This window comes from Wenzhouxiangella sp. XN201 (assembly GCF_011008905.1).
In the GTDB taxonomy this organism is placed as follows: domain Bacteria; phylum Pseudomonadota; class Gammaproteobacteria; order Xanthomonadales; family Wenzhouxiangellaceae; genus Wenzhouxiangella.
In genome coordinates, this window is record NZ_JAAIVI010000015.1 from 66674 (window position 1) to 88435 (window position 21762).

17 protein-coding genes are annotated in these 21762 nt (G+C 63.5%); 9 read left to right on the forward strand and 8 right to left on the reverse strand.

The features are described 5' to 3' along the window. Positions 1–11: 11 nt before the first annotated feature. The 4 genes from G4Y73_RS00455 to G4Y73_RS00470 form a co-directional block, all read right to left on the reverse strand. Positions 12–1004 carry a lyase gene (locus G4Y73_RS00455; protein ID WP_164228311.1) on the reverse strand — a complete coding sequence of 331 codons (993 nt, stop codon included), beginning with the start codon at positions 1002–1004 and terminating at the stop codon, positions 12–14. Positions 1005–1739: 735 nt separating this feature from the next. After that, positions 1740–2909, reverse strand: a complete 1170-nt coding sequence (locus G4Y73_RS00460; RefSeq protein ID WP_164228313.1) for an ABC transporter permease — start codon at positions 2907–2909, stop codon at positions 1740–1742. Beyond that, positions 2906–3646, reverse strand: coding sequence for an ATP-binding cassette domain-containing protein (locus G4Y73_RS00465; protein WP_164228316.1), 741 nt, complete (start codon positions 3644–3646; stop codon positions 2906–2908). Before G4Y73_RS00465 ends, G4Y73_RS00460 begins: the two co-directional genes overlap by 4 nt. After that, positions 3643–5133, reverse strand: coding sequence for an alpha/beta hydrolase (locus tag G4Y73_RS00470; RefSeq protein ID WP_164228318.1), 1491 nt, complete (start codon positions 5131–5133; stop codon positions 3643–3645). The genes G4Y73_RS00465 and G4Y73_RS00470 overlap by 4 nt, the downstream gene beginning before the upstream one ends. Before the next feature lie 95 nt (positions 5134–5228). Between G4Y73_RS00470 and G4Y73_RS00475 the strand changes: the two genes are divergently transcribed. The 3 genes from G4Y73_RS00475 (at position 5229) to G4Y73_RS00485 (ending at position 10463) form a co-directional block, all read left to right on the forward strand. Further along, complete coding sequence (locus tag G4Y73_RS00475) at positions 5229–6152, forward strand: ABC transporter ATP-binding protein (protein WP_164228320.1); 924 nt, start codon at positions 5229–5231, stop codon at positions 6150–6152. Continuing rightward, positions 6149–6934, forward strand: coding sequence for an ABC transporter permease (locus tag G4Y73_RS00480; RefSeq protein ID WP_164228322.1), 786 nt, complete (start codon positions 6149–6151; stop codon positions 6932–6934). The genes G4Y73_RS00475 and G4Y73_RS00480 overlap by 4 nt, the downstream gene beginning before the upstream one ends. A gap of 94 nt (positions 6935–7028) precedes the next feature. Next, complete coding sequence (locus G4Y73_RS00485; RefSeq protein ID WP_164228325.1) at positions 7029–10463, forward strand: S8 family serine peptidase; 3435 nt, start codon at positions 7029–7031, stop codon at positions 10461–10463. Between the two features lie 78 nt (positions 10464–10541). Here the strand turns inward: G4Y73_RS00485 and G4Y73_RS00490 are convergent, their stop codons facing one another. Further along, positions 10542–10961, reverse strand: a complete 420-nt coding sequence (locus tag G4Y73_RS00490) for a hypothetical protein (protein WP_164228327.1) — start codon at positions 10959–10961, stop codon at positions 10542–10544. 180 nt (positions 10962–11141) lie between these two features. Here G4Y73_RS00490 and G4Y73_RS00495 point away from each other — a divergent pair, with 180 nt between their 5' ends. Further along, positions 11142–12584, forward strand: a complete 1443-nt coding sequence (locus G4Y73_RS00495; protein ID WP_240451104.1) for a nodulation protein NfeD — start codon at positions 11142–11144, stop codon at positions 12582–12584. Positions 12585–12607: 23 nt separating this feature from the next. Then, a complete protein-coding gene (locus tag G4Y73_RS00500) occupies positions 12608–13393 on the forward strand; it encodes a slipin family protein (RefSeq protein ID WP_164228331.1) in 786 nt (261 codons plus the stop codon). Between the two features lie 7 nt (positions 13394–13400). Here G4Y73_RS00500 and G4Y73_RS00505 read toward each other — a convergent pair whose 3' ends face one another. Together G4Y73_RS00505 and G4Y73_RS00510 are read right to left on the reverse strand one after the other, a co-directional pair. Continuing rightward, positions 13401–14240, reverse strand: coding sequence for an aldo/keto reductase (locus G4Y73_RS00505; protein ID WP_205596433.1), 840 nt, complete (start codon positions 14238–14240; stop codon positions 13401–13403). Next, positions 14237–14812 carry a gamma carbonic anhydrase family protein gene (locus G4Y73_RS00510; RefSeq protein ID WP_346426808.1) on the reverse strand — a complete coding sequence of 192 codons (576 nt, stop codon included), beginning with the start codon at positions 14810–14812 and terminating at the stop codon, positions 14237–14239. Before G4Y73_RS00510 ends, G4Y73_RS00505 begins: the two co-directional genes overlap by 4 nt. Before the next feature lie 267 nt (positions 14813–15079). On the opposite strand from G4Y73_RS00510, the gene argS reads away from it, so the two are divergent. Genes argS through G4Y73_RS00525 form a run of 3 tightly spaced genes read left to right on the forward strand, consistent with a single transcriptional unit; the run spans position 15080 to position 18538 of the window. After that, on the forward strand, positions 15080–16837 hold the full coding sequence (argS, locus tag G4Y73_RS00515) for an arginine--tRNA ligase (RefSeq protein WP_164228333.1): 1758 nt from the start codon (positions 15080–15082) through the stop codon (positions 16835–16837). Then, complete coding sequence (locus G4Y73_RS00520; protein WP_164228335.1) at positions 16837–17376, forward strand: SPOR domain-containing protein; 540 nt, start codon at positions 16837–16839, stop codon at positions 17374–17376. Before argS ends, G4Y73_RS00520 begins: the two co-directional genes overlap by 1 nt. A 37-nt stretch (positions 17377–17413) precedes the next feature. After that, positions 17414–18538: a patatin-like phospholipase family protein gene (locus tag G4Y73_RS00525; protein ID WP_164228337.1), complete on the forward strand. Its 1125-nt coding sequence runs from the start codon at positions 17414–17416 to the stop codon at positions 18536–18538. A gap of 4 nt (positions 18539–18542) precedes the next feature. Here G4Y73_RS00525 and G4Y73_RS00530 read toward each other — a convergent pair whose 3' ends face one another. Further along, positions 18543–19844: a PQQ-dependent sugar dehydrogenase gene (locus G4Y73_RS00530; RefSeq protein ID WP_164228339.1), complete on the reverse strand. Its 1302-nt coding sequence runs from the start codon at positions 19842–19844 to the stop codon at positions 18543–18545. A gap of 110 nt (positions 19845–19954) precedes the next feature. Here G4Y73_RS00530 and G4Y73_RS00535 point away from each other — a divergent pair, with 110 nt between their 5' ends. Then, the gene (locus tag G4Y73_RS00535; protein ID WP_164228341.1) at positions 19955–21340 is read left to right on the forward strand and encodes a sodium:alanine symporter family protein; all 1386 of its coding nucleotides are present in this window, start codon (positions 19955–19957) and stop codon (positions 21338–21340) included. The last annotated feature ends 422 nt before the right edge of the window (positions 21341–21762 follow it).

Genomic DNA, 21762 nt, shown 5'->3' on the forward strand with positions numbered 1-21762 from the left:
AGTTTCCGGTATCAAGGGATCGTGGCCCGCCCCAGGTAGTTGGTGTCGGTGCCGAACCAGATGCTGTCGGTTTCCGCATCGAAGATCATGTGACGGACCGTGCCGCCGCCGCTGGGCACCTCGCCCATGGCGAAGAATGCCTCCGTTTCCGGATCGAAGCCAACGAAGCGGTTCGGGTCCTGCCAGGTTTCGACGAACCAGATGTGGCCCTCATCATCGGAAATAAGCGCGTAGGGGCCAGAGTCTTCGTCGGCGGGCATGGCCCATTCGCTGATCTCCTTTGTTTCCGGGTCGTAGTGCCCCAGGAAGCCTTCGGCATAATCGCCGTAGAACACGCCGCGTTCGGTCCAGGCCAGGCGTCGGGGGCGAGCCTTTTCACGCGGCAGTTCGATCTCGGTCAGTTCGAAAGTCTCGCCGTCGACCCGGGCCAGTCGATTGGTGCCGAACAGCACGGCCCAGGCGTTGTCCTTGTCGTCGATAACGATGCCGTAGGGGCGCGAGCGGTCTTTCGATACGCCGACCAGCTTGATCTCGCCCGTTTTGCGATCGTAGCGGCCGATGTGGTTGCTCTGCTGGGAGGTAAACCAGATGCGGCCTTGCGAGTCTTCGATCAGGGTGTGCGGATCGGCGGCGCGATCCTCGGGAGTGGCTACCTGCTCGATCTCGCCTGATTCAGGGTCGAGATGCCCAAGGTGTGCGGCCCGGTTACCGGCGTACCAGATTTCCTGGTCGTCGGTGACGATGACGTTGTGCGGACCGGCGCCTTCGGGCAGGTCGTATCGCTTGAACTCTTCGGTCTCGGGGTCGAAGACGGCAACGTAGTCACTCGCCTGTCCGACGAACCAGACACGGCCATCGTCGGCAACCGCCGGATCACGCGGCCGGCTGTTCTCCCACGGGACCAGCCATTCCTTGATTTCAACTTCGGCGATGGCACCCTCGTCCTGGGCCAGCGCCACGGTGCTCGCGAGGGCAATCGCAAAGGGAATGAGTATTGTGCGCATGTCGGGGCTCCTTGAAATGCCGATGAGACTTTCAACTTTTACACGCCTGTCGGTGGGTGATCAAGTTGGCTGGGCGTTTCTCCCGCCTGCTTCGCAGGCGTTTCGTTGACGCTAGGTGGGTTGATGGCACGGGTCGCCGTGGTGGTCCCGACAAGTCAAAGGCGGTTTCGCCCGGCGCGCTTCGCGCGCTCTTGCGGCGAGGTACTTTTTTGTCGCGCCAAAAAAGTACCCAAAAAAAAATGCGCTTAAAAGATGACGGTTACGTCTCAAGAATACCTGAGCGGAGTGGCTTCACGGACTGTGGCTGGGGTTTTGCTCTTGCCCGGCTGCCGAACATGCTGGCTTGCGATAACGCCTGCAGCGGCCCGCATCTGGCACTGCGACTTCGAGTGGCATCCCGCCCTGAAGGTTTGTCCCACTCCCAATCGAAGCCGACCCCGATCGAGGTCGTGCTGTGTGGGTGCGGGCTACGCCCACGCCTTATCGAAAACGCCATGTTTCACGACCGAGCAAGAGCGAAGGCAAAAGCGGTATCTCCGTTAAGCCCAGAAGACCTCTGGTCCTGCGGACCAGCCGCGTCTTCTAAGAGCGTTTTTGGTGACTTTTGTCGCGACTGACAAAAGTTACTCGCCCAAAGAGCTTGCGAAGCAAGCCGGGCGAAACCGCCTTTGACTTGTCGAGGCCCGCGCCGCAACCAGTGGCGTCAGCCAAACTAGCGCAAGTGCAGCAAACAACCTACCCCGATGTAAAGATCAACTTCGGCCGGTTGTAGAGCGTGCCGGCCACCATGGCCAGGACGCCGGCCAGCGCGGCGGTGGTGCCGATGCTATAACCGAACCAGGCCCAATTGACCGGCTCGCCGCGGACCAGTTCGAGAATCAGCACGTTCTGGCTCAGGAGTGGCACCAGGGTCATCCAGGTCTCGGCGCGTGTCGGGTCGATCAGGATCCAGAAGCTCGGGATCATGGGGATGAGGACGACCATGCCCATGTAGCTCTGCGCCTCGCGGAAGCTCTTGGCGAACGAGGCCAGGATGGTCAGCAGCGCGGCGGCCAGCAGGGCGGCGGGTGCGACCAGCAGGAAGGCCAGGCCGGCAACCCGGAAATCGAGGTTGAGGGCGACGTCCATGGAGGCGACCGGCAGATAGCCCATGGCGTAAACGAACGCAACAAGACCCAGGGCCAGGGTTGCCAGGGCAAAGAAGGTGGTCGCACAGAGTTTGCCGGCCATGATCTGCCAGCGCGGCAAGGGATTGATCAGCAGCGGTTCGAGCGACTTGCGCTCGCGCTCGCCGGCCGTCGTGTCGATGGCCATGTGCATCGAGCCCATGAACACGGTGATCAGGATGAAGTAAGGGAGGAAAGCCAGTACCGCTCCCCCGCGCGACTCGGGTGTAGACAGGTCGGTGACGCTGGCGTTGATCGGACGCGTGATTTCCGGATGCACGCCCCGGAGCTGCAGTCTGAGCTGGCTGATCTGCTGGCTGTAGCCGTTCAGGTAGTTGCGCACCCGGCTGATCGTGGTGCCGGTGTAGCGCCGGGACTGGTCGGCAATGATCTCGACCGTGGCCGGCCGGCCCGCTTCCCAGGCCTCGGCAAAGTCCGGGCCGATGCGCAGGATGACTTCCTCATCCTCGTTGCGCACCGCGGCTTCGGGATTCTCCGGCGGTTGTTCGATGAGCACACCCTGTCGCTCCAGAAAGCCGATCAGGTTGGGAGCGTTCTCGGCTCCGATGACCGGCAGTTCGAGCTGCGATTCTGCCCGCTCGGCCGCCTGGCTGGCCATGAAGGAAATCATCACCGTGAAGATCACCGGGCCGAGCAGCGGGCCGATGACCAGGGTATTGAGGATGACCCGCCGGTCGCGGAAGTTGTCGAGCAGTTCCTTGAGAAATACGGCGTTCATGCGAGCAGTCCCTCGTCCGATCCGATCAGTTTGACGAAGGCGTCTTCGAGATTGGCCTCACCCGAACTGGCCAGCAGTTCCTCGGACGTACCCTCGGCGGCCACCTTGCCGTCGGCGATGATGACGATGCGATCGCACAGCGCGGCGACCTCCTGCATGATGTGTGTCGACAGCACCACGCAGCAACCCTTCGACTTCAACTGGCGCAGGAATTCACGCAGGGCCCGGGTGGTCATGACATCGAGTCCGTTGGACGGTTCGTCGAGCAGCACTGTGCGGGGTTCGTGAATCAGCGCGCGGGCGATGGCGACCTTGACGCGCTGGCCCTGAGAGAAGCCGGTGGTGCGCCGGTCGATGAATTCGCTCATGTCGAGAATTTCGACCATCTCGTCGATGCGGCGCTCGATATCGGCCCTGCCCAGGCCGTGCAGCTTGCCGTAATAGCGGATGTTCTCTCGTGCCGTCAGGCGGTCATAAAGGCCGCGCGAATCCGGCACCACGCCGAGCGCGCGCTTGATCGATAGCGGCTGTGCCTGCGGGTCGATGCCGTCGATGCGCATGTGGCCGGAATCCGGGCTCAGCAGGGTGTAGAGCATGCGCAGCGTGGTGGTCTTGCCGGCACCGTTGGGGCCGAGCAGGCCGGTGATCTCGCCGTCGCGCGCGGTGAAGCTGACGTTGTCGACGGCGACGACCTTGCCCTTGTTAAAAGTTTTCCGGAGATTCTTCGCTTCGATCATGGCGCCGGTCCGAGCAGGTCGAGAAAGAAGGGTTCGTGGCCGAGGTGGTCCATGCACTCGACGTCGAGCTCGTCCACGCTGGCAGCGCGCACAAACTGTGTGGCAATCGAACTCATGCACGGCGTGGTCGATACGATATGTCCGCGCCCGTCGGCGATCAGGTGGCGGCTGTTGGAAAACTGCGCGGCCGCCTCTTCGCCGTAACCCGGCGGCGTGACCGGGTCGAGCTCACCCGACATCAGCAGCACGGGCACCTCGGCGTCGAACGGCTCGTGGAAATCCGACGGCGTATCGCCGGCCGGCCACCAGGCACAGACCTGTTCGTAAATCTCGCTCATGCTCTCGCCCAGCAGGGTTCCGGTCTGGTCGACACCGTCGGGCCAGACCGGCCAGTCCTCACTGCAGCCGACGGCGAAGTTGAGGCCGATGGCGATCATGTCGCTCATCTGGTCGGAAACGATCATGGCCTGGCTGGCCAGTCGCTGGGGATTGCCGGTGCTCGCCGCCTCGTGCACCAGGTAGGGGATCATCATCTGCGATTCGGGGCCGTAGGCGAGAAAGCGCAGGGCCCCGGACAGCACGTCGCGCGTGAAGCGCAGATCGACACCTTCGCCCGTGCGTGGGTGGGTGACCACGAGTTGTGGTCCGTCGTCGGCCCGGTAACGCGTCTTGAGCGTCTCGAAGGCCGCGTCGAGATCGGGAAAGGCCGAGCCGCAGGCGTCGTCCTCACGGCAGGCGGCGAAGACCTTGCCGAGCGAACGGTCGAGCATCTCGGCATGTTCGGAACCCAGTGGCAGGCGGGTGGGTACCACGCCATCGAGCACGACGCTGCGAACGTGCTCGGGGTAGTGGCGCAGGTAGACCTGGGCCATGCGCGTGCCGTAGGAGCCGCCGATCAGGTTCAGCGATTCGAGCCCGTAAGCTTGGCGCAGGGCGTCGAGGTCGCGCGCGCCGTGCGCGGTGGTGTAGAAGCGAACGTCCGCATCCCATTCCTCGAGGCAATCGCGCAGCTGCCGGTTGAGTTCCTCCCAGTCCGGCTCGAGCCAGAGTTCGCCTTGTTCGTCGAAGCTGCACTCCAGCGCGTTGGAGCCGCCGGTGCCGCGCTGGTCGAGGAAGATCAGGTCGCGATCGCGGTTGAGTTCATGCAACGCGCGCTGCATGATCGGCAGGGTGTCGCGCGCCGACTGGCCCGGACCGCCGGCCAGGAAGACCACCGGGTCGGGCAGGGCATTGCTTGCGCGGGCCGCCTTGACCGCGAAGCTCAGCTCGAGTTGCCGGCCTTCGGGTTGTTCGGGGTTTTCCGGCACGGTGAGCGTGCCGCACAGGGCCGTGGCGGTGATGCGCCCGCCCGCTGCCGCCAGCTCGCACTTCTCGAGCCCGGCCCAGAGATCGCCGGTCCGCGGTGATTCCTGAGCCGACAGCGGGGCGGTCGCCAGGGCCAGCAGGCCGAAGCAGAGGATGGATCTTAATCCGGATTTGATTCTCACGTGATTGAGCCCAAGATGAATAGCCCGGCACATCAGGCCGGGGACAGCCTGCTATTCTGCCTTGCCACTCGATTGAAACCAATAGGCCGATTGTCATGAATGCCCTGGAAGTTCGCGACCTCAAAAAGGTCTATCGCAACGACGTTGTCGCTCTGCGCGGCGTCGACCTGGAAGTTGCCGAAGGGGATTTCTTCGCATTGCTCGGGCCCAACGGAGCCGGCAAGTCGACACTGATCGGCATCGTCAGCTCGCTGGTCAACGCCAGCTCCGGCGAAGCGAAAGTGTTCGGGATCAGCGTGCAGAAGGAGCGTTCACGGGCGATGGCACAGATCGGCCTGGTGCCGCAGGAAGTCAACTTCAATCAATTCGAGAAGCCCTTTGACGTCGTCGTCAACCAGGCCGGCTACTATGGCGTGCCCCGGCGCGTCGCACGCGAACGCGCCGAGTACTACCTGAAACAACTCAGCCTGTGGGACAAGGCCTTCGGGCCCTCGCGCCAGCTCTCCGGCGGCATGAAGCGGCGCCTGATGATCGCCCGCGCGATGGTGCACGAACCGAAACTGCTGATCCTCGACGAACCGACCGCCGGGGTCGATATCGAGATCCGCCGTTCGATGTGGAAATTCATTTCCGGCATCAATGCCGCCGGCACTACCGTCATCTTGACGACTCACTACCTCGAGGAAGCTGAGCAGTTGTGCCGCAACATCGCCATCATCGACCACGGCCAGATCATCGAGAACACATCGATAAAAGCCCTGCTGGGTAAGCTCAAGGTCGAAACCTTCGTGCTCGACCTGCGCGACCCGATCGAGACGGCGCCGACGGTCGACGGCATCGAAATCGTGCGACGCGACGCGACGACGCTCGAGGCCAGTATCCCCAAATCGCGAAGCCTGAACCGCCTGTTTCGCGTGCTTGAGGAGCAGGGCGTGGAGGTCGTCTCGATGCGCAACAAGGCCAACCGGCTCGAGGAGCTGTTCATGCGCCTGGTCGGCATCGACGAGGAGGTGGCATGAGCGTCGACGTTTCCGCACGCAGTTACTGGATCGGCTACCAGACCATCCTGATCAAGGAAATCACGCGCATCGTCCGGATCTGGCCGCAGACCCTGATTCCGCCGGTGATCACGATGTCGCTGTATTTCGTCATCTTCGGTTCGATCATCGGCCGGCGCGTCGGCGAGATGGGTGGCATCGATTACATGGAGTTCATCGTGCCGGGGCTGATCATGCTGTCGGTAATCACCAACAGCTACGGCAACATCACCAGCTCGTTCTTCGGCGCCAAGTTCGGCAAGCATATCGAGGAACTGCTGATCAGCCCGTTGCCGCCGTGGATCATCCTCGCCGGCTACGTCTCCGGCGCCGTGTTCCGGGCACTGGTGGTGGGCGTGCTGGTGTGGCTGGTCGCCGGCATTTTCGCTGGCTTCTACATGCACAACGTGCTGATCACCCTGTCGATTCTCCTGCTGACAGCCATCGTCTTCGCGCTGGGTGGTTTCATCAATGCGGTCTACGCGCAGAAGTTCGATGACATCGCCATCATCCCCACCTTCGTGCTTCAGCCCATGACCTACCTCGGCGGTGTGTTCTTCTCCGTCGGCCTGCTGCCGGGCATCTGGGGACAGATCGCGCTGGGCAATCCCATCCTCTACATGGTCAATGCCCTCCGCTACGGCATGCTCGGGATCACCGACGTCGGCCTGTGGCTGGCCTACGCCATGGTTCTCGGCTTCGGTGCGCTACTCGGCACCATCAGCCTGACCCTGCTCAGTCGCGGCACGGGACTGCGGACCTGAGCGACACCTGAAAAGCTTGTCTGTCGGCACCTTTCTGGCATAGGCTTTGTTCGGTCTGTCGGTCAAGGGGTTAATGCAATTTGGGAGCTTGAAAATGTCAAAGCATCAACGGAATGCGACCGGTGGCAGAGGCCGCCGGCTCATCAGCTTCTCTGCCATCACACTCCTTGCCTTCTCCGCCGTGGCGCTTGCCCAGCCGTTCGAAGCATCGAACGATGGTGCGGTCCGTTCGAGTGGCGAGGTCTCCCCGGTGGAGCGCCAGGCCACCGATGGCCCGGATGCAGTGGGTCGCGTCGGGCGCGATTCCCAATACGTGCCGCTGGATGCGGCGGGCCGCAGCCGCTACATCGTGCGGTTCGTGGAGCCATCGCTTGCCCTGTATGAAGGCGGCATCGAGGGTCTGCGCGCGACCTCTCCTGCTGCGCGGGGCGAGACGCTTCTGGATACCGATTCGGCCGATGCACAGGCTTATCTGGACTTTCTTGAGCAGCGCCAGGCCGAACACCTCAGCGCGATTGCCAGTCGCTTTGGCCGCAGTGTCTCCGTCGAACGCGCCTTCAAGGTGGCCATCAATGCAGCCACCTTGCGCCTGGCGCCGGAAGAAGCCAGCGCCCTGGTGCGGCTCAATGGGGTCGCCCATGTCGAGCGGGATTACCTCAGCGCGCCACTGACTGATTTCGGTCCGGCACAAATCAACGCCGATGCCATATGGTCCGGCTCAGCCACGCCGTTCGCCGGAACCCGCGGCGAAGGCGTGATCGTGGGCATCATGGATACCGGCATCAACTTCCAGCATCCCTCGTTTGCCGCCACTGACGGGGACGGGTATACCCACACCAATCCATTCGGCAGCGGCAATTTCGTCGGCTGGTGTGATCCCGGCCATGAGAATCACGATCCCGCCTATCAATGCAATGACAAGCTGATCGGTGCCTGGGATTACGCCGACGCCATCACCGCCGAAGCTGACGGCCCGCAGGACAACCAGGGGCACGGCAGTCATGTGGCAAGCACGGCCGCCGGCAACCTGCTGCTCTCGCCGCAGTTGTCGCCGACCTATGGCTACGAGAATCCGATCTCGGGGGTTGCGCCGCGCGCCAACATCATCGTCTATGACGTTTGCGAAGAACTTTGTGCCGCCAGCAGTGTGATTGCTGCGATCGATCAGGCGATTCAGGACGGCGTGCATGCACTCAACGAGTCGATTGGTATCGGTGGTGACACCTTTTCCGGCAGCAAGCAGCAGGCCTACCTGGGTGCATTGGCTGCCGGAGTCGCCGCCTCCCGTTCGGCCGGCAATTCCGGCCCGGGTGCCGCCACGGTCGGGCCGGAGCCGGTGTGGGTGACATCCACCGCGGCGACCCGTCATGTGTCGCGTGCGTTCAACAATCAAGTGACCGGGCTTGCTGGCGGTGACACCGCCGCGCCGGGCGACATCAGCGGTCAGGCAATGAGCGGCGCATACGGCCCAGCACCCATCGTGTATGCGGCAGAGTTCAGCAACGTAAGCGGTCCTGATGACGGCCAGTGTTTGGAAGAATTCCCGGCCGGAACCTGGACCAACGGCGAGATCGTGGTTTGCGACCGCGGGCAGATCGCGCGCGTCCAGAAGGGCGAAAACGTACTTGCCGGCGGCGCCGGCGGCATGATCTTCGTCGACGACGGTAATGGCATCATCGCCGATCCCCATGTCCTGCCGGCGATTCACATATCCCAGGCCGATGGTGCCACCCTCAAGACCTGGCTCGAGACCGGGGCTGGCCATCAAGGCAGCATCACGGAAGCTGTCGTAAGCATCGATACATCGGCCGAGGACGTGATGGCAGCGTTCAGTTCGCGTGGGCCGGCGGACGTGGCCGGTGTCATCAAGCCCGACCTGGGCGCGCCGGGTCAGTCGATCCTGGCCGCCTATGCGGCAACAGATGACGAAACTGAAGTGTACGCCAGCATCAGCGGGACCTCGATGGCGAGCCCGCATGCGACAGGCGCGGCTGCCCTGATGCGCGCCACCTTTCCGACGCGGACGGCTTCAGAGATTCGTTCAGCCTTGATGGGTACGGCTGAATACAGCGCTGTGCGCAAGGAAACACTGGCAGACTCGAACCCGTTCGATATTGGCGGCGGGCGTATCGATCTGGCCAGGGCCGCGCAAACGGGGATCGTCCTGAACGAGACCGCGAGCAATTTCGCCAGCGCGGATCCGGCCAGCGGCGGTGATCCGACCACGCTGAATCTGGCCAGTCTGGGACAGTCCGCATGTTTCCAGACCTGCACCTGGCAACGGACCCTGAAGAGCGCTGCCACCGGTGCGAGCCAATGGCAGGCCACCTACATCGGTGACGGCGATGCAACCATCACCCCGGGATCGTTCACGCTCGAAGGCGGTACGACCCAGACGCTTGAAGTGGAGCTCGACGTCACCTCGGGTGATCGCGAGACCTGGCAGTTCGGTTATGTGGTGCTCAGCAATACCGATGGTGATGCACCTGACTTCACCATGCCGGTGGCCGCATTCGTGATGCCGAGTGAATCGTTGGGGCAGCTGGACAAGACGGTTGATGTCGATACGGCCGAGCCCGGTGACACCGTCAACTATACCCTCACCGCCGCCCCGTTCACTGCCGGCACTTATACGTTGAGCGACCAATTGCCCGAAGGCGTGACCTATGTGGCGGACAGCGCCACGCATGGCCTCGTCTACGATGCCGGCGACCGAACCCTTGACTGGAGCGGCGCGCTGACCGGCGCTGATCTGCGGCTGGAGGCGGCTGATCCCGGAGCCTACCTCTCACTGGCTGGCCTGGGCGTTACACCGTTTACGGTGCCTTCGAACTGCGACGACGGTGGTTTCTTCGTCGACGTGCCCACGTTCAGTTATCTCGGCAACGCCTATTCCCGGGTGATTTTCTCGGTTAACGGCACGGTCGAAGTGGGTGATGCCAGCAGCATGGCCGCAAGCTTTCAGAATGAAGAATTGCCGAATCCGGACGAGCCGAACAATGTGCTCGCCCCGCTCTGGAGTGACCTGTCGCTGTGTAGCGGGGGCAACTGGTACGCGGCCAGTCTCAATAGTGGGGAATTCATCGTGTTCGAGTGGGAAGCCGTTCCCCTGTCGAATTTCTGGGTAACCGAGTTCCCGGAACTTGCATCGGTGCATTTCACCTTCCAGGTCTGGATCGAGACCGCCACGGGAGATATCTGGTTCGCCTACGGCGACATGAACTGGGGAGCATGGCCGTTTGGAACCGTGGCTGCCGAAAACAGTACCGGTGAGCTCGGCGAAAGTTATTTCTTCGATGGTGAAGGCACACGGCCTGAAACCGACGACACCATCGATGTCGTGGCCCAGCTCGATCAACAGATGATGAGTTACCAGGTGACGGTCGATGGCGATCCGCTCGGGACCATGGTCAACGAAGTGTTACTGACCAATGATGGCGATGTGTCGATCAGGGCCTGGAGTTCGTTCGAGGCCGTCGATCCCGGCCTGATCTTCCGCGACCGGTTCGAGGGCGCGGAAACGCCATAGCACCGATTGCTGCAATAAGCCCATTTAAAAAAGCCCGGCTTCCGGCCGGGCTTTTTCCTGGCTTGTGATGTGCCGTGCCTAGAGCTTGATGCCACCGCCGGGCATGTTGCCGCCCGGGCTGCCGGCGCCGCCGAGGCCGCCCATGCCGCCGCCACCTTCCTGGCCGGGCACCATGATCGATGACTGCGCCTCGCGCTGCAGGCGCTTGAGTTCCTCGACGGTTTCCTCGACCGCTTTCTCGGCCGCTTCAGGGAAGCCGGCAACCGCCTCGGAAAGCGAGTCGACTTCCAGTTCGAAGCTGATCGGCAGGGCGCCGGCCGGGCTCATGACCTGGGTCTGGCCGATGTAGCGCACCTTGCGGGAGCTGTCGTCCTCGCCGTCGGCGGTGACCGGCGTCAGACGCTGGATGGTGCCGACGCGGCGGTCGGTGAAGCTTTCCTCACGGTACAGCGCCTCGGCGTCCAGGCCGAGTTGTTCGCGGATATTGCCGTCGTTCATGAATAGACTCCATGGCTTGAATGGTTTGCTGCCTTCGATGGTTGGGGCGCCGGCGGGACGATTCAAAGCCCGCACACGTTGCGAACACGCCATGCACGTTCTAATGTAGGCGTCATGAATCCTCGAACGGCACGTTTCTCGCAGTTTTTTTCCAATCCGCGGCAGCCCGGAATCTGGGTCATGACGGCCCTCCTCCTGCTGGTGGCAGTGGCCGTGGCGGCCCAGGAAACCGACCCGGATGGCCCGCAGGTGCATGTGCTGGTGGTCGAGGGTGCGATCGGGCCGGCCACGCGCGACTACGTGGTGCGCGGCATCGAGCAGGCCGAGGAAGCCGGGGCCGAACTGGTGGTGTTGCGCATGGACACCCCCGGCGGGCTTGATGCCTCCATGCGCGACATGATCAAGAAGATGCTCAACGCCGATGTGCCGGTGGCCAGCTGGGTGGGCCCGCCGGGTGCACGCGCGGCCAGTGCCGGCACCTACATGCTTTATGCCTCCCACATTGCTGCCATGGCGCCGTCGACCAACCTGGGTGCGGCCACACCGGTCCAGATCGGTGGTGGCGGTGGCCAGGACGAAGACGAAGGAATCACGCCGGCCGAGCGCGTCCGCGATGCCCTGCAGGACGACGAGGAGGTCGCCGACGAGGAATCCGGGGAAGAAGCCGACGGAGAAGCTGACGAAGCGACCGACGAAGCTGTCGAAGAGGAGTCGTCGCAACCCGCAGGCGACGCCATGAGTCGCAAAGCGATCGAGGACGCCGTGGCCTACATTCGCGGCCTGGCCGAACGCCACGGCCGCAACGCCGACTGGGCCGAGCGCGCCGTACGCGAGGCGGTCAGCCTGACGGCCAGCGAGGCGCTGGAAATGAATGTCATCGATCTGGTCGCGGACTCCATTCCGGCCCTGCTCGAGGCGGTCGACGGCCGGGAACTGCAGGTTGCCGGCCGCAGCGTCACCCTGGCGACGCGCAACGCCACGGTCGTCGAGCAGGAACCGGACTGGCGCAACCGCTTCCTGAGCGTGATCACCAACCCGACCCTGGCTTATCTCCTGCTGATGATCGGCATCTACGGCCTGATCCTGGAGGGCTACAACCCCGGCGCCCTGGTGCCGGGGGTGATCGGCGGCATCTGCCTGCTGCTGGCGCTCTACGCTTTCCAGATCCTGCCGGTCAACTACGTCGGCCTGGCGCTGATGCTGCTCGGCTTCGCGCTGATCGCGGTCGAGCTGTTCGTGCCCTCGCTGGGCATTCTCGGTATCGGCGGCGTGGTCGCCGTGGTGGTGGGTTCGATCATCCTGATGGACAGCGACATTCCCGGCATGGGCATCAATACCGGACTGATCGCCGGCATGGGCCTGGCCTCGGCGCTGGTCTTCTTTGCCATTGTCTACCTCGCGGCCAAATCGTTTCGCCAGCCGCAGGTGGCCGGCCGTGAAGCCCTGGCCGGGCAGCGGGCCGAGGCCATTTCCGACTTCGCAGACGGTCGCGGGCGCGTGCACCTGCGGGGCGAGGACTGGAGCGCCGCATCCGAACATTCGATAACACACGGGCAGGCCGTCGAGGTCGAAGCTGTCGAGGGCCTGATCCTCAAGGTACGACCGATCGACGAATCCGACTGATTCCGACCAAGGAGTGAGCAGATATGAGTCTCGACTATGTTTCCTTTCTAGGCACCATCCTGGTGCTGCTGGTCCTGCTGGTGGCCAACGCGATCAAGATCCTGCGCGAATACGAGCGCGGCGTGATCTTCACCCTGGGACGCTTCACCAAGGTCAAGGGACCCGGGCTGATCATCGTCATCCCATTCGTCCAGCAGATGGTGCGCGTCGACCTGCGCACCGTCGTCATGGACGTGCCGACCCAGGACGTCATCTCGCAGGACAATGTCTCGGTCAAGGTCAATGCGGTGGTCTACTACCGGGTGATCGACCCGGAAAAGGCTGTCATCAACGTCGAGCGTTTCATGGATGCGACCAGCCAGCTGGCCCAGACCACGCTCCGTTCGGTGCTGGGCAAGCATGAACTCGACGAGATGTTGGCCGAGCGCGACAAGCTCAATGCGGACATCCAGGAAATCCTCGATCGCCAGACCGATGGCTGGGGCGTCAAAGTCTCAAACGTCGAGATCAAGCACGTCGACCTCGACGAGTCGATGATCCGTGCCATTGCCAAGCAGGCCGAGGCCGAACGGCAGCGGCGCGCCAAGGTGATTCACGCCGAAGGCGAGCAGCAGGCGTCCGAGAAGCTGGTCGAGGCCGCCACCAAGCTGGCCGAGGCGCCCGGTGCCCTGCAGTTGCGCTACATGCAGACCCTGACCGAGATCGGCGGCGAGCAGAATTCCACCATCATCTTCCCGATGCCGCTCGATTTCGTGAAGCCCTTCCTGGGCGTGATGGACGCGCTCGGCGGCGAGAAGAAGAACGACTGAGCGCGGCTCAGTCGTCCCACTCGGGCGACAGCTTCTCGGGCTTGCAGATACGGCGCTTCTTCTCGAGGGCGGCAAGCCGCTGCTGATCGTTTTCACTCAGGCTGAAATCGAAGATGTCGAGGTTGGCCGCGGCGTGATGCGGGTTGGAGGTGGCCGGAATGGCCGCAACCCGATCCTGCTCGACCAGCCAGCGCAGCGCGACCTGGGCTGAAGTCTTGCCGTACTGCTCGCCGATCTCCCACAGCACCGGGTCGTTGACCGTGCGAGCCTTGGCCAGCGGCATGTAGGCGGTCAGGATCAGGTTGTGACGTGCCAGCACCCGGCGTAGCCGCTCCTGGCCGAGGTAAACGTGATATTCCACCTGGTTGGTCGCCAGCTGCCCGTCGCCGCAGAAGGCAACGGCCTGTTCGGTCTGGTCGATGGTGAAGTTGCTGATGCCGATGTGTCGCGTCAGGCCGTCGCGCCGGGCGCGCATCAGTGCATCCAGGGTCGGGTTCATGCCGCGTCCACCGAACACCGGCCAATGCAGCAACAACAGGTCGACGTAGTCGGTACGCAGTCGCTCGAGGCTGCCCTGGACCGAGCGGATCAGGGCGGCCGGCTCGTACTGGTCGACCCAGACCTTGGTGGTGATGAACAGATCTTCGCGCGCTATGCCGGAGTGCTCCATGGCGCGCCCCACGGCGCCTTCGTTGCGGTAGATCTGGGCGGTATCGATGTGTCGATACCCGAGCTCGAGCGCACGCGGCAGGATGTCCTCGACCGTGGGCTCGTCGAGTTCGAAGGTCCCGATGCCCAGTGCCGGCATGTTGACCCCGTTGGCGGCTATGATCGGCACGTCGTTCATTCATTTTTCCCTTGTTTGATGTAGCGGTCCTTCAAGCGCACATAGTGCGCCGCCGAGTACCTGAGCATCTCCAGTTCGCGCTCGTCGAGTCGGCGAACGGGTTCGGCCGGCCGGCCGCGGTAGAGCCAGCCACGCTCGAGTCGTTTGCCGGGACTGACCAGGCTGCCGGCAGCCAGCATGACATCGTCTTCCAGCACGGCGCCGTCGAGTATGAGTGCACCCATGCCCACCAGGCAACGGTTTCCGATGGCACAGGCGTGCAAAATCGCACCATGACCCACGGTGATGTCTTCGCCCAGAATCAGAGGCAGGCCGCCGGGCGTGTAGGGGCCATCGTGGGTGACGTGGCCGATGGTCCCGTCCTGGATGTTGCTGCGCTCGCCAATTCGGATCTCGTTGACGTCGCCTCGCAGCACGGCACCGGGCCAGATCGAAACGTCGTCGCCGAGCTCGACCGCGCCAATGACCGTGGCCTGCGGGTCGATGTAGACACGCTCGCCGAGGGCCGGTTGTGCCGCCTGGTAGGGCCGGATCATGTCGATCGCCCCCGCTGGTGCGCGGATTTTATGCACATGGTCATCGTCTCGTAAAGGAAACAGCGGTTAATCGAACGAAACTTACAAGCCCTCTGGAATAGCGCGCCAAATTATTGATTTTTATTGATAATGTAAAGTGACGAAAAATTAGCCAATCTGCTGCACTTCCCCTGGGCGCGGGCCTGTTGCCGTCGTGCCCCTGAATTGTTCACATACTTATCCACAGTTTTTGTGGATAAGCCGGCCGGTCACATCACCACGGCTACCGTTACAATAGCCGCTGTTTCCGCAGTTTGGCAAAAAATGCGCGCCCACATCGAGGAATTGATCAGCCAGGCCCTCGGCTACCTGAAGCGCGAGGGCCAGCTGCCCGCGGACGTCGAACCGGCCATCGAGATCGAGCACACCCGCGACCGCAATCACGGTGATTACGCCTGCAACATCGCCATGGTGCTGGCAAAGCCCGCTGGCATGCGGCCGCGTGACCTGGCCGAGATGCTGCGCGAGCGTCTGCCCGCATCCAAGCGCGTGGAGCGGGTCGAAATCGCCGGCCCGGGCTTTCTCAATTTCTTCGCCAGCACGCACTATTTCAAGGTCGTGCTGCGCGATATCCTGGCCGCGGGCAAGGACTACGGCACTGCCGCGGAAGGCTCGCGCGAGGACGTTCTGCTCGAGTTCGTCAGCGCCAACCCGACCGGGCCATTGCATGTGGGTCACGGTCGGGGTGCCGCCTACGGCGCCAGCCTGGCCAACATCCTGCGTGCTGCCGGCCATCGCGTGCATCGCGAATACTACGTCAACGACCATGGCCGGCAGATGGACATCCTGGCCGTTTCAGTATGGCTGCGCTACCTGGAGCTTAGCGGCGAGAAGGTGGGCTTTCCCGAAAAGGGCTATCGCGGTGACTACATCTACGACATCGCCCGCGAAGTGCGAAAACGCCACGGTGACGACCTTCGCCATTCCGGCATGGCGGTGGCCGAGGGTCTGCCGGCCGACGGTCCGGACGGCGACAGCGAAAAGCACGTCGATGCGCTCATCGCCCGGGCGCGCGAGTTGCTGAGCGGGAGCGGCTACCAGGCCTGCTTCAACGCTGCGCTGGAGTCGATGGTCGATGATATTCGAGAAGACCTCGGGGCCTTCGGTGTCAACTTCGAGCGCTGGTTCTCCGAGCGCGAACTCGAGTCGAGCGGTGCGCTCGAACGTGCGCTCAAGCGTCTCGACGCGCAGGGCTGGCTGTATGAGAAGGAAGGCGCCATCTGGTTCAAGGCCACCGAGCTCGGTGATGACAAGGACCGGGTGGTGGTGCGCGAGAACGGCCGCACGACTTACTTTGCCTCCGACGTCGCTTACCTGCTCGACAAGCTCGAGCGCTGCAAGGGCACTTCGCTCTACATCTTCGGCGCCGATCACCATGGTTACGTGCCGCGCCTGAAGGCGGCCGCCCGCGGACTCGACGAAGATCCCGAGCGGCTCGAGTTCCAGCTGGTCCAGTTTGCCGTGCTCTATCGCGATGGCAAGAAGGTCCAGATGTCGACCCGCTCTGGCAGTTTCGTCACCCTGCGCGAGTTGCGCGAGGAAGTCGGCAACGACGCGGCGCGCTATTTCTACGTCATGCGCTCACATGAACAGCATCTGGATTTCGACCTCGACCTGGCGCGATCGCGCGCCAACGAGAATCCGGTCTACTACATCCAGTATGCGCACGCTCGCATCATGAGTGTGTTTCGCGAGCTCGACAGCCGCGGTCAGCGCCACAACCAGGCGATCGGCGAGGCGGCCGTGGCGCGGCTCGAGACCGAGCACGAGCAGCAGTTGCTGCGCCAGGTCGGGCGCTTCCCCGAGGTGATCGAGAACGCGGCCCGGCAGCGTGCCGCGCATGTCCTGGCCCACTACCTGCATGATCTGGCCGCTGGTTTTCACTCCTGGTACAACGCCACGCCCTTCCTGGTCGACGACGAAGATCTACGCAATGCGCGCCTGAATCTGGTGGCTGCCGTCGGCCAGGTGCTGCGCAACGGTCTCGACCTGATCGGCGTATCCGCGCCCGAGGAGATGTAATGGCGCGTCGCCAGGCAAAACGTGGGGGCGGGGCCGGCGGCGGCCTGCTGACCTTCGGCGCCGGCGTGGTCTGCGGTTTGGTTCTGGCAACACTCGCCTGGCTGGGCGGCTACCTGCCGGGCCGGGATGATGGTCAGCAGGCCGAGGTGCCCAGCGGACAGGACGAGCCGCCGATCGCCGAGGAAGTGGCCGGCGAGCGCAGCCGCCAATACGACTTCTTCACCGTGCTGCCCGAGATCGAGGTCGTCGTGCCCGAAGCGGAGATCGAAGAGCGAGCACGCGAGCGCAACGCCGAACAGGAAAGTCAGGGGCCCTACATTCTCCAGGTCGGCTCCTTCCGTTCGAGCGAGGATGCCGAGCGCCTGCGCGCCGAGGTCACCTTGCTGGGCCTGGAGGCGCAGGTGCAGTCGGTCACCGTCGACGAAGATACCTGGCATCGTGTGCGGGTCGGCCCCTATGACAGTGCCAGATCCGCCGACGGCGCACGACGCAGGCTGCTCGAGAACGGTTTCGAGGCGATGGTGCTCAGCGGGAACTGAACGATGCGGAAGCCGACGCCGCCGGAACAAAAGGATCATGCCTGACGTGCCGGCCATGCCGGCACTGGTGCTGCCCGGCGGTGGCGCCCGAGGGGCTTACCAGGTGGGTGTACTCAAGGCGATAGCCGAGACCCTGCCGGGTCAGTCCACGCCTTTTCCGATCATCGCCGGGACCTCCGCCGGGGCGATCAATGCCGCGGTCATGGCCAGCCACGCGGACGATTTTTCCCGCGGCGTCTCACGGCTGGAACATTTCTGGGGTAACTTTCGTTGCCACCACATCTATCGCACGGGCTGGGGCCATAGCCTGGGGAGCGGCCTGCATTGGCTGGCGGCGATGACCCTCGGCGGCCTGGGTGTAGCCAACCCGAAGTCCCTGCTCGACAACCGGCCGCTGGGCGAACTGCTCGAACGCGAACTCAGAGTCGAAGGCGTCGACCGGGCGGTGAAAAGTGGTTGCCTGCGCGCCTTGATGATCACGGCCTCTGGTTATTCGACCGCCCGGGCGGTCACATTCTTCCAGGCAGCCGATGATGTCGACGGCTGGGAAGACGACAAGCGCACCGGCAAGCCAACCGTGATCCGGCCATCCCACTTGCTGGCCAGTGCGGCTTTGCCCTTGCTATTTCCGGCCTGCCGGATCGGCCACGAATTCTACGGCGACGGCGGCATGCGCCAGACCACGCCACTGAGCCCGCCCATCCGCATGGGCGCTGACCGCCTGCTCGTCATCGGCACCCGCGACGTCAAACCCGATCCCGAGCCCGTTGTCGATGCCGACTATCCCTCGCTGGGCGAAGTCGGCGGCTACCTGCTCGACGTCATCTTCATGGATCATCTCAACAATGACCTGGCCCGGCTGGAACGCATCAACCGCACACTCGAACACGTTCCCTCCGAGGCGCGGCCGAACACCGGGCTGCGGCGTATCGACACGCTGTTGATCAAGCCTTCGGAGGACCTGCGTGAAATCGCCGGACGTCATCGCCACCGCGTGCCAGCCAGTGTGCGCGCCCTGCTCAAGGGGGTCGGTGCCTGGGGCAGCGGCCGGCTGCCCAGCTACCTGCTGTTCGAAGCCGAATTCTGCCGCGAGTTGATCGAACTGGGCTATCGCGACGGCCTGGCGCAGGGCGACGAGATTCGGGCGCTGATGGAAAACTGACGAACTAGCGGTCGCCGTCGAAGCGGAGAATGTTGCCACCTCTCAGAAGGTATAGCTCGCCGGCTTCGTCTTCCCCGAAGCCGTAGATATTGCCGCCGCTGTTGCCGAATTCCAGCACTTCCCAGTCATCCGGCGCGGTTTCCTCGGCGAACCAGACCGTGCCACTGCAGAAATCACCGAATACGTAGCGTCCCTGCAATGACAAGACCGGCCCGCGGTAGCGAAAGCCGCCGGTGACCGAGCAATGGGGCGAGACCCGAGCGTACTCGAACACGGGCGGGAAATGGCCGGTCAGATCGCAGGGTGTACTGGTGCCGCGCAGATGACTGCCTTCGCAGATTCTCCAGCCCAGGTTGATGCCGCCCGCGTTGCCGGCCGGAACGTGGTCGATTTCTTCCCAGCTGTTCTGTCCTACGTCTCCAATCCACAGGTCGCCGGTGTTGCGGTCGAAGCTGAAACGATAGGGATTGCGCAGGCCGTAGGCCCAGGTTTCGGCGCAGGTCCCGTCCGTGATGCCCAGGCTCTGGGGCGGAAGCGCGAAGCGATCCCGAAAAAGGGCGACGACGAATGGATTTTCGGCCGGTATCGAGTAGGCGGCCGAGCCATCTTGTCTTGCACCGCACAGATTGTTCTCGCCGGTTTCGGTGGCGTTGTCCACATCGATGCGCAGCATCTTGCCCAGCAATGCCTGGGCATCGCCGACAGGATGGTTGCCGCAGTTGGTGTCCAGCTCGGCCGGGTCGAGGGTCTGCGCCCGGTTGCAGGGATCATTGCCGCTGCCGCCGTCGCCCAGGCCGATCCACAGGAAGCCGTCCGGTCCGAAATGCAGGTCGCCGCCATTGTGATTGGCAAAATCCTGAGGCACTTCCAGGATGACGCGCTCGCTGGACGGGTCGGCGACGTCGGGATCGGTTCCACTGACAGTGAATTCGGAAATGCGGCTGATCAGTCCCGTGCCGTTGTCCCAGGTGTAGTAAACGAAGAAGCGACCGTTGCCGGCAAAGGCCGGATGGAAAGCCAGCCCCAGCAAGCCGCCTTCGCCGGTCGTGCTGACCTGGCTGGCGATGTTGAGAAAGGGAGTGGTTTCCACGTTGCCGGCCGCGTCGACGAGCTGGATGATACCGCCGCGCTCGACCACGAATTTCCGGTCGCTGCCGTCGCCGGCGTGGCGCAGCGCGACCGCTGTCGAAAAGCCAACGCCGCCGAAGGCCGGATCGAGGTGCACGTCCCCGGGTACGGCCGCCGACAGCGGCAGGGCTACGGTCAGCGCAAGGGCCGCCGCGTGAGCTGGGTTCAATGCGTGCATAAGCAACCTCCGGTCGAGACTGCCCCTTGCGTTGAGTATACCCACTGGCGGCGACTTGCTCGAATGGGCTACCCTTGCCGGCACGATAACAACCACAAAGAGGGAATCCCATGATCGATCAGATCACCGCCGCCAACGCCTGGCTCAACGGCATCGTCTGGGGACCGCCGTTCATGATCCTGCTGGTGGGGACCGGTATTTACCTGACCGTGCGTCTGGGATTCTTCCAGTTTCGCCACCTCGGCCATGCCTGGAAACACAGCTTCGGGCGCCTGTTCAGCCGTGAGAAGGATATCGAAGAGGGTGCGATCACGCCGTTCCAGGCGGTGACCTCGGCGATGGCCGCCACCATCGGCGTGGGCAATATCGCCGGCGTAGCCACCGCCATCGCCCTGGGTGGACCCGGTGCGATCTTCTGGATGTGGGTCGTGGCGCTGGTCGGCATGGCGACCAAGATGGCCGAAGCCACGCTGGGCGTGAAGTATCGCCACGTCGACGCCGACGGTCATGTCTCCGGCGGCGTGTTCTGGTACATCGAGAAGGGCCTGGGTCCGAAGTGGAAATGGCTTGGCATGCTCTACGCCTTCCTGGCCGGCGTGGCCGCCTTCGGTATCGGCAACATGGTTCAGTCCAACACCGTGGCGCAGTCGTTGACCACCGGGTTCAACCTGCCCGACTGGGTCACCGGCGTGGTGCTGGTCGTGCTGGTCGGCGCCGTGACGCTCGGCGGCATCCGGCGCATCGCGGTCACCGCCGAGAAGGTCGTGCCGATCATGGCCGTCGCCTACCTGGCCGGTGCACTCGGCATCCTCGCCATTCACGCCGCCGAGATTCCCGGTGCCCTCTTGATGATCGTGCAGTACGCCTTCGAGCCGGCTCCGGCAGTGGGTGGTTTCGCTGGCGCAACCGTGGCCGCTTCGGTGCGCTACGGCATCGCCCGCGGCATCTTTTCCAACGAGGCCGGCCTGGGTTCGGCCTCGATCGTGCATGCCCAGGCGCGCAATCTGCCGTTCCGACAGGGCTTCTGGGGCGTATGGGAAGTATTCATCGACACCCTGGTGGTGTGCACCATGACCGCCCTGGTCATCCTGGTCACCGGCGCGATGGAAACCGGCGAGAACGGCGCCGACCTGACCAGCACGGCGTTTTCCACCGGCCTGCCCGGACCCGGGGGCTACATCATCATCCTGGCCATCGCGTTTTTCGCCTACACCACCATGCTGACCTGGAACTTCTACGGCGAAAAGAGCTGGGAGTACCTGTTCGGCCGCAAGGTCGTGGTGCCCTATCGCCTGGTGTTCCTGCTGTTCGTATTCGTCGGCGCCATCGGCGGACTCGACCTGGTGTGGGATATCGCCGATACCTTCAACGGCCTGATGGCCGCACCCAACCTGATCGCCTTGCTTTTGCTCGGTGGCGTAATGGCGAAGGAGAAGTTGGATTACTTCAACCAACTGCGTGATAAGGCGCCGCCGGCGGATCGCGACGAGGTGTGATTTTTTGGCCTTCGGCCGGGGGTGTGTTGTTCGGGGCGCTTGGCGCCCCGTGGACCCTGGATTGGCTGATGCCACTTGTCGCCGTGGTGGCCTCGACAAGTCAAAAGCGGTTTCGCCCGGCCTGCTTCGCAGGCTCTTTGGGCGAGGTACTTTTGTCGGTTGCAACAAAAGTACCCAAAAGTGCGCTTAAAAGACGCGGTTGGTGCGCAGGACCAGAAGGCTTCAGGGCTTAACGGAGATACCGCTTTTGGCTTCGCGATGACTCGGTCGTGAAACATGGCGTATTCGATAAAGCCTTGGCGTAGCCCGCACCCAGACAGCACGACTTCGATCGGGGTCGGCTTCGATTGAGGGTGGGACAGCGGTCGGGGTGGAACGCCACTCGAAGTCGCAGTGCCAGACGCGGGCCACTGCAGGCGTTA